The sequence below is a fragment of the Pseudomonas sp. TWP3-2 genome, assembly GCF_049897765.1.
Lineage (GTDB): Bacteria > Pseudomonadota > Gammaproteobacteria > Pseudomonadales > Pseudomonadaceae > Aquipseudomonas.
In genome coordinates this window covers 18308-27825 of sequence record NZ_JAFCWW010000036.1, presented here as the reverse complement: position 1 = coordinate 27825, position 9518 = coordinate 18308, and the positions used below count along the sequence as shown (strand labels likewise).

Sequence of the window (9518 nt, the reverse complement as noted above, 5' to 3'; positions counted from 1 at the left end):
AGTGAAACGATGCATCGCCGATGGTAGTGTGGGGTTTCCCCATGTGAGAGTAGGTCATCGTCAAGATTAAATTCCGAAACCCCAATTGCGAAAGCAGTTGGGGTTTTGTTTTGCCCGCAGGAAAGTTCGTACAGCATTCTCGGACGCGATCAGGCTGCCGCCAACGGCCGACAATGCTAAGGTTCTGACCTAGCTTTTGTACTTTTCCAAGGAAGCCTTCATGCCGGACGCCAAGTCCCTCAACGCTGCATTCATGGTGGTTCAGAGCAACAGCCTGGACGAACTGCGCAGCCTGGTGGTCAGCATAATGCGGCGCTATCCACTGGCTCCCTTGGAGAATGAAATTGCGCTGGTGCAAAGTAACGGTATCGCCCAGTGGCTGAAGCTGGCCTTGGCCGAAGATCCTGAAGACGATGATTCGGGTGGTTGCGGCATCGCGGCCGCCATCGATGTGCAATTGCCGGGCAGCTTCATGTGGCAGCTTTACCGAATGGTGCTGGGACGAGATGAAATCCCCGCCAAATCCTTACTCGATAAAGCCCCTCTGACTTGGCGCCTGATGCGTCTATTGCCGCAAGTTATCGATCAACCGCATTTCGAACCACTCCAGCGCTTCCTTACGCGCGATACCGATATGCGCAAGCGCTATCAGTTGTCCGAACGTCTGGCGGATCTCTTCGACCAATATCAGGTATACCGTGCCGACTGGCTGGAAGATTGGGCCGAAGGACGTCATCAGTTACGAAGTGTCAGAGGCGAAGTGAAGCCGCTGCCCCCCACCAGTTGCTGGCAAGCAGAACTGTGGCGCGCACTGCTGCAGGACGTGGGTGAGAAAGGTATGGCGCAAAGCCGAGCCGGCGTGCACCAGCGCTTTATCGAACGCATCACTACCCTTGAAGAAGCGCCACCAGGCTTGCCGTCCCGGGTGATAGTGTTCGGAATATCCTCACTCCCCGCGCAAGTACTGGAAGCATTGGCCGGGCTGGCACGTTTCAGCCAAGTCCTCTTGTGTGTACACAACCCCTGCCGTTATCACTGGGCCGATATCGTCGCTGACAAAGATCTGCTTCGGCACCAATACAAGCGTCAGGCGCGCAAGAGCGGCATGCCCGTCGTTCTGGATCCGGAACTGTTGCATCAGCACGCGCACCCAGTGCTTGCCGCATGGGGAAAACAGGGCCGCGACTACATCAATCTGCTCGACAGCTACGACGATCCTGATGGCTATCGCAGTGCATTTCGCGACGGCCGTATCGACCTGTTCAGCGACACTGATCCGCTGAATATGCTCAACCAGCTACAGAACGATATTCTCGAACTGCGCCCACTCAGTGAAACCCGCGAGCATTGGCCTGCGGTCGATCTGACGCAAGACCAATCAATCCGCTTTCACGTCGCTCACAGCGCTCAGCGTGAAGTGGAAATTCTGCATGATCAGTTGCTAGCTCGTTTCAGTGCCAACCGTGAATTACGCCCGCGCGATGTGATCGTGATGGTGCCGGACATCGACAGCTACGCCCCGCATATCCGTGCCGTGTTCGGTCAACTGGATCGCTACGATCCGCGCTTCATCCCGTTCACATTGGCCGACCAGGGCCAGCGCGGCCGTGATCCTTTACTGATCGCGGTCGAGCACCTGCTCAAGCTCCCGGACAGCCGTTTCCCGGTCAGCGAAATCCTCGACCTGCTCGATGTCCCCGCATTGCGCGCCCGGTTTGGTATGGAAGAACGTGATTTACCAACGCTGCATCGCTGGATCGAGGGCGCAGGCGTACGTTGGGGCATGGATGCCGAGCAAAGAGCCGGGCTGGGACTACCTCAAGAACTGGAGCAGAACAGCTGGCGTTTCGGTCTGCGGCGAATGCTGCTCGGTTATGCCGTAGGCAATTCTTCAGCCTGTGCCGGCATAGAACCCTACGATGAAATCGGTGGTCTTGACGCAGCTTTGATCGGCCCGCTGGTTGCCTTGCTTGATGCGCTGGAGCTTTCCCATCAGCAACTCTCACAACCAGCCAAACCTCAGGAATGGGGGGGCCGCTTGCAGGCGCTCACGCAGCTGTTTTTCAAAGCCAGCAACGAGCACGACGACTACCTGCTGACTCAACTCGAGGAGCTGCGTGAAACATGGCTAGAGACCTGCGAGTCAGTCCGCTTACTCGACGAACTGCCGCTGACGGTAGTCCGTGAAGCCTGGCTGGCCGGGCTGGATCAGGGGCGCTTGTCCCAGCGCTTCCTCGCCGGTGCAGTGAACTTCTGCACCCTGATGCCGATGCGCGCCATTCCGTTCAAGCTTGTTTGTCTGTTGGGCATGAATGACGGCGACTATCCTCGGGCACAACCGCCGCTGGACTTCGACCTGATGGGCAGTGACTACCGCCCCGGCGACCGTTCCCGTCGGGAAGACGACCGCTATCTGCTGCTCGAAGCGCTCCTTTCCGCTCGTCATCAGCTCTACATCAGTTGGGTCGGGCGCAGCATTCGCGACAACAGTGAGCGTCCCGCCTCCGTGCTGATTGGACAACTACGAGATCACCTCGCCAATGGCTGGCGATTGAGCGATGAAAGCCAGGATCTGCTGCACGGCATGACTGAAGAGCACCCACTCCAGCCATTCAGTGCACGCTATTTTCATGAAGGCGACGAACTGTTCAGCTACGCCAGTGAGTGGCAGGTGTTGCATCAACATCACATGCCGGCCAACGCGGCGACGATGCTCGAGCCCCATATTCAAGAGGAACCACTGAGTCTCGCGCTGCTTCAGGATTTCCTGCGCAACCCGGTTCGGCACTTCTTCACACAAAGATTGAAAGTTTACTTCGAAGCCGCGCAAGCTCCTCTGGCAGACGAAGAACCCTTCGTTCTGGATGCGCTACAACGCTACTCCCTTAGCGACAGTTTGCTCGAAGCCGCTCTACGCCAGCCGGATAACATTGATCAAGCCCTGGCAGCTCAAGCACTGCGCTTGCAAAACAGTGGCCTGCTGCCGATGGCCGGTTTCGGCGCAAGTCTGCAACGGGAGTTGATCGAGCCGCTGCCGGATTTGCTGCAGCGTTATCAACAGCTGCTGACGCTTTGGCCGACTCCGATGACCAGCGCAATACCGGTCAGTCTCGAACTCCGAGGGTTGCGCCTGGAAGGATGGCTGGGTGGTTTGCACCTGCGCGCCGATGGCGGTGTGCTGTCGGTGACGACAATCCCCAACAGCATCGGCTCGATCAAAAATCGCAAGTGGCATCGACTGATCAAACCCTGGGTCAATCATCTGGTGGCAGGCGCGAGCGGGCTTTCCTTGAGCACTGCATTGGTGGCCAGCGATGAGACGTTGTTGCTTGAACCCATGGCTGAGGACAAGGCCCTGAGCATCCTGGAAAACGTCCTGCTCGCCTGGCAAACCGGAATGCGCCAGCCACTGCCGATCGCGGTGAAAACCGCGTTCGCCTGGCTAAGTCAGAGCGACCCGCTAAAAGCCGAAGCCGCCGCCCGTAAAACCTACGAAGGTGACGGCCAGACCAGCGAAGGCGAGCGACGTGAAAGCCCAGCCCTGACCCGCCAATTCGCCGACTACGACGCGCTATTGGCGGACGAGACTTTTCCCGACTGGTGCGACGCCTTGTATCGACCATTACTCGCAGCCCCGTGGCGTTCATTGAACGGAGAGGGTTCATGAGTAAGCAAAAGCCCCTCGCACTGGCGTTCCCTCTGCGCGGCAGCCAACTGATCGAAGCCAGTGCCGGCACCGGCAAGACGTTCACCATCTCCGCACTCTACCTGCGCCTGATCCTCGGCCACGGTGACGAGTCGAGCGGTTTTGGTCGTGAGCTGCTGCCGCCGCAAATTCTCGTGGTGACCTTCACTGATGCCGCGACCAAAGAGCTGCGCGAACGGATTCGCACCCGTCTGTCTGAAGCGGCCCGTTTCTTCCGTGACGAAACACCTGCGCCCGATGCGCTGATTGCTGATTTGCGCGAAGAATATGAGCCCTGGCAATGGCCCGGTTGCGCGAACCGTCTGGACATCGCAGCGCAATGGATGGACGAAGCCGCGGTCTCGACGATCCATAGTTGGTGCCAGCGCATGCTGCGCGAGCACGCGTTCGACAGCGGCAGTCTGTTCACCCAGACCCTGGAAACCGATCACAGCGATCTGCTCGGCGAAGTGCTGCGCGATTACTGGCGGCTGTTCTGCTATCCAATGCAGGGCGATGTGCTGAATTGGGTTCGCGGCAATTGGGGTGGCCCGGCAGCTCTGTTACCTCGTGTTCGTGGCCTGTTTGGCATCGAGCGTGAAAGTGACGATGACAAAGCCCCGGCCGAGCTGATTGCCGAGTGTCTGCAAGAACGGCGCAACGCGTTGATCGAACTGAAGATGCCTTGGCGCGAGTGGGCAGACGAATTGCTCGCGATCTGCCACCAAGGCATCGCAAGCAAAGCAGTTGATGGGCGCAAGATGCAGGCGCGCTACTTCGAACCCTGGTTCGAAAAGCTCAAGATGTGGGCCGAAGACGAGAGCCTCGAACAACTCGACATCGGCACCGGCTTCACCCGGCTGACCCCAGATGGCATGGCCGAAGCCTGGAAAACTGATCCACCAAGCCATCCAGGGCTGGATGCAATGCCGGGCCTCAAGTCGAGTCTTGATGCTCTGCCTACTCCCGATGCCGCCGTGTTGCAACACGCCGCCAAATGGGTCGGTGCACGTTTCGAAGAAGAGAAGCGTCGCCGCGCCGAAATGGGCTTCGACGATATGTTGCTGCGTCTGGATGCAGCCCTGCAATCGGAAGGCGGCGAGCGTCTGGCTACGTTGATCCGCGAACAGTTTCCGGTCGCCTTGATCGATGAATTCCAGGACACCGACCCGGTGCAGTACCGGATCTTCGAGAGCATTTATCGCATCGAAGACAACAACCCTGAAACCGGGCTGTTTCTGATCGGTGATCCAAAGCAGGCGATCTACGCTTTCCGTGGTGCGGACATCTACACCTACCTGCGCGCCCGACAAGCCACCACCGGCCGATTGCACACTCTGGGTACCAACTTCCGTTCAAGCCACGGCATGGTTGACGCGGTCAATCATGTCTTCGAGCGCGCTGAGTCCCGTAACGAAGGGCGCGGCGCGTTTTTGTTTCGAGAGCCAAGCGGCGTCAACCCGGTACCGTTTCAGCCGGTGCAATCTCAGGGGCGTAAGGAGCGATTGCAGATCGGCGGACAAGACGTTCCAGCCTTGAATATCTGGCAGCTCTCCACCGAGCAACCAATCTCCGGTGTGGTGTATCGCCAACAATTGGCCGCCGCTTGCGCCAGTGAAATCACCACGCTGCTCAATGGCGGACAAACTGGTGATGCAGGGTTTGCGCAAGAGGGCAAAGAGCTGCGCGGCCTGCGCCCGGCGGACATTGCAATTCTGGTGCGCGACGGTAAAGAAGCTCAAGCAGTGCGCGGTGAACTTGCGGCTCGCGGCGTACGTAGCGTCTATCTGTCGGACAAGGATTCAGTCTTCGCCGCTCAGGAAGCCCACGACCTGCTGAGCTGGCTCAAGGCGTGCGCGGAGCCGGATGTCGAGCGCGCGTTGAAAGCGGCGCTGGCCTGCCTGACCCTGAATCTGCCATTGGCTGAACTGGAGCGGCTGAATCAGGACGAGTTGGTGTGGGAAGCTAGGGTCATGCAGTTCCGCGGCTATCGCGATCTGTGGCGCAAGCAAGGCGTGCTGCCGATGTTGCGGCGCCTGCTGCACGATTTTCACCTGCCGCAGATTCTCATCACGCGCACCGACGGCGAGCGGGTGCTGACCAATCTGCTGCACCTCTCGGAATTGCTCCAGCAAGCGGCGGCTGAACTCGATGGCGAGCAGGCCCTGATCCGCCATCTGGCTGAGCATCTGGCACTATCGGGTCAGGCGGGCGAAGAACAGATCCTGCGCCTGGAAAGCGACGAGCAACTGGTCAAGGTTGTGACCATCCACAAATCCAAAGGCCTGGAATATCCGCTGGTTTTTCTGCCGTTCATTTGCTCGGCGAAACCAGTGGACGGCAGTCGCTTGCCGCTGCATTACCACGACGCATCCGGCAAGGCGCAGGTCAGTCTCAAGCCTACCGCTGAACTGATTGCGCTGGCCGACGATGAACGCCTCGCAGAAGATCTGCGCTTGCTCTACGTCGCTCTGACCCGCGCGCAACACGCTTGCTGGCTCGGCGTGACGGATCTCAAACGCGGCAATAACAACAGTTCGGTGCTGCATCTTTCGGCACTTGGCTATCTGTTGGGCGGCGGAGCGATATTGCGTGAGTCCAGTGCACTCAACCGCTGGCTGGAGGACTTGCAGGAAAACGCTCCTGCGCTAAAGGTCAGTGAGATGCCCTTGGCGACCAGCGAGTTTTATCTGCCGCCACGCAACGAAGCGACACTCAGTGCGACCTTGGTGCCCAAACGCAAGGCCAGCGAAAACTGGTGGATCGCCTCCTACAGTGCATTGCGTATCAGCGATGTATTGAGCGTTGGCAGTGATGAGGCGCCGGACAGTCCGCAAGCGCAAAAACTCTTCGACGACGAGCGTCTCGACCCGGATGCTCCGCGCGAAATCATCACCGGCGGCGCCGATATCCACCGGTTTCCGCGTGGCCCGAATCCCGGAACGTTTCTGCATGGTTTGCTGGAATGGGCGGGCGATGAAGGTTTCGCCGTGTCGCGCAAGGCGCTGGAAGATGCGATTGCGCGACGCTGCAATCTGCGCGGCTGGCAAGGCTGGATCACCACCCTCAGCGACTGGCTGCAACACTTGCTAAAGACGCCGCTACCCGTAGGGATTGGTCAGCCGCCGGTGACGCTCGAACAGCTCAAACAGTATCGCGTCGAGATGGAGTTCTGGTTCGCCAGCCACAAAGTCGATGTGCTCAAACTCGACGAACTGGTGCGCCAACACACTCACAACGGCGTCGCCCGAGTCGCCGCCGAGCCAGTGCAACTCAATGGCATGTTCAAAGGCTTCATCGACCTGACCTTCGAACACGAAGGTCGCTATTACGTGGCGGATTACAAATCCAACTGGCTGGGTGCCGATGACAGCGCCTACACCGAACAGGCTATGGAGCAGTCGATCCTCGATAATCGCTATGACCTGCAATACGTGCTGTACCTCCTGGCCCTGCACCGTCAGCTCAAAGCACGACTTCCCGAGTACGACTACGACCGGCACATCGGCGGTGCGCTGTACCTGTTCTTGCGCGGAATCCGGGCCACTAGCCAAGGCGTGTATTTTGCCCGCCCACCGCGAGAGCTGATCGAGCGACTGGACCGCATGTTCCAGGGCAAAGCTGAACCCAAGGCCGAGCCTGCATGGGAACAAGGAATCTTGCTATGAGCCGGACATTCGCCGACGGACTATCGGCCCCACTAGACGCAGACGCGCTGGCCAACCTGACGCCCCTCACCCGCGCCGATGATCTGCTGCTGTTGCTCGGCCATTGGGTCGAGCGCGGCTGGTTACGCTCGCTGGACAAGGCGTTCGTCGGGTTTCTGCACGAGCTGGCACCCGAAGTTGACCCGCTGGTGCTGCTCGCCGCCGCGTTGACCAGTCACCAGCTCGGCCATGGCCACGTCTGCCTCGATCTGTTCGAAACCCTTGAAGCTCCGGATTTCGCTCTGTCGCTGCCGCCGGAAGGTGATCAACAAGCTGGGGTTTTATTACCATCGCAGTTGCTCGTGACGCTTGATGGCGCGCATTGGTGCAAGGTATTGGCCGAGAGTTCGCTGGTAGCGCAGGCGGCCGATGTCAGTGATTCAGCCTCGCAACGTCCGCTGGTGCTGTCGGGCAAACGCTTGTACCTGCGGCGCTACTGGGCCTACGAGCGACGCATAGACAATGCGTTGCGTCAACGCCTCGCGCAGCAAGAACCAACACCGCAAGACCTGTCGCAGCGACTTAACGAACTGTTCGGCTCGGCGCAACAGACAGACGTGATCGACTGGCAAAAACTTGCCTGCGCGCTGGCGACCCGAGGTGCCTTCAGCATCGTCACCGGTGGCCCGGGGACCGGTAAAACCACCACGGTGGTGCGCCTGCTGGCTTTGCTGCAGTCGCCAGCCGTTCAGGCCGGCAAGCCACTGCGCATCCGTCTGGCAGCGCCTACTGGTAAAGCGGCGGCGCGCCTGACCGAATCTATCAGCCAGCAAGTGCAGTCACTGGACATCGCCGAAACGGTTCGCGAGAAGATCCCTTCGGACGTGACGACCGTGCACCGCCTGCTCGGCAGCCGTCCCGGCACGCGGCATTTCCGCCACCACGCCGGTAATCGTCTGCCGCTGGACGTGCTGGTGGTCGATGAAGCCTCGATGATCGACCTGGAAATGATGGCTAACCTGCTCGATGCCCTGCCGCCGCACGCTCGCCTGGTATTGCTCGGTGACAAGGATCAACTGGCCTCTGTGGAGGCCGGCGCGGTGTTGGGCGATCTGTGCCGCGACGCCGAGGCTGGTTACTACAGTCCGCAGACGCGCCAGTGGCTGGAGTCAGTAAGCGGTGAGTCCCTGGCCGCCAGCGAGTTGCACGAAGACACCGACGGATCGCACCCGCTCGCCCAGCAAGTGGTGATGCTGCGACACTCGCGGCGCTTCGGCGAGGGCAGTGGCATTGGGCAACTTGCGCGCCGGGTGAATCGGCAATTGCCGGACGAGGCTCGGCAGCTTTTGAGCGCCGGCGGCTACGATGATGTGTTCTCGTTGTCGCTCAAGGGCGAGCGCGATCAGGCCCTTGAACGCCTCGTTCTCGATGGACACGGCGCAGGCCCGCAAGGCTACCGGCATTACCTGGGCGTCCTGCGCCAGCAACGTCCATCAACCGCCACACCACTTGAAGACCCGCAATGGATCGAATGGGCGCGGGATGTTTTGCAGGCATTCGACACCTTCCAGTTACTCTGTGCCGTGCGCAAAGGCCCATGGGGTGTCGAGGGCCTGAACCAGCGCATCACCGACGCACTGCTCAAGGCTCGACTGATCGACAGCGATCAGCAATGGTACGAAGGTCGGCCCGTTTTGATGACCCGCAACGACTACGGTCTGGGTCTGATGAACGGCGATATCGGCATCGCGCTCAAGCTGCCCGAGCGCGAAGGGCCGGACGCCGGTAAACCAGTGCTGCGCGTGGCATTCCCGCGCAATGATGGTCGCGGCGGGGTGCGCTTCGTATTGCCGAGCCGGCTCAACGACGTTGAAACCGTGTACGCGATGACCGTACACAAATCCCAGGGCTCCGAATTCGCGCATACCGCGTTGATCCTGCCCGATGCGCTGAATCCAGTGCTGACCAAAGAACTGATCTACACCGGAATCACCCGCGCCAAGCACTGGTTCACCCTGATCGAACCGCGTGCCGGCGTGTTTGAAGAGGCCGTACAACGCAAGGTCAAACGCCTGAGCGGGTTGATGCTTGAGCTGGAGCAGGGCGCTGATACTCACTTATGAACATTGCAGCGTTGGATGGCGATAACTGACCAACCGGTCAGAGGGCGCTGTGTCGCTGGTGTT

Annotated in this window: 3 protein-coding genes; all 3 read left to right on the top strand. The window is 59.7% G+C overall.

Translation table 11 applies throughout. The features are described from left to right. Nucleotides 1-220 precede the first annotated feature (220 nt). Genes recC through recD form a run of 3 tightly spaced genes read left to right on the top strand, consistent with a single transcriptional unit; the run spans nucleotide 221 to nucleotide 9455 of the window. Nucleotides 221-3667, top strand: coding sequence for an exodeoxyribonuclease V subunit gamma (gene recC / locus ACP7EE_RS27200; RefSeq protein ID WP_426238068.1), 3447 nt, complete (start codon nucleotides 221-223; stop codon nucleotides 3665-3667). Then, nucleotides 3664-7353, top strand: coding sequence for an exodeoxyribonuclease V subunit beta (gene recB, locus ACP7EE_RS27195; RefSeq protein WP_426238066.1), 3690 nt, complete (start codon nucleotides 3664-3666; stop codon nucleotides 7351-7353). The genes recC and recB overlap by 4 nt, the downstream gene beginning before the upstream one ends. Next, nucleotides 7350-9455: an exodeoxyribonuclease V subunit alpha gene (gene recD, locus ACP7EE_RS27190; RefSeq protein ID WP_426238064.1), complete on the top strand. Its 2106-nt coding sequence runs from the start codon at nucleotides 7350-7352 to the stop codon at nucleotides 9453-9455. The genes recB and recD overlap by 4 nt, the downstream gene beginning before the upstream one ends. Nucleotides 9456-9518 lie beyond the last annotated feature (63 nt).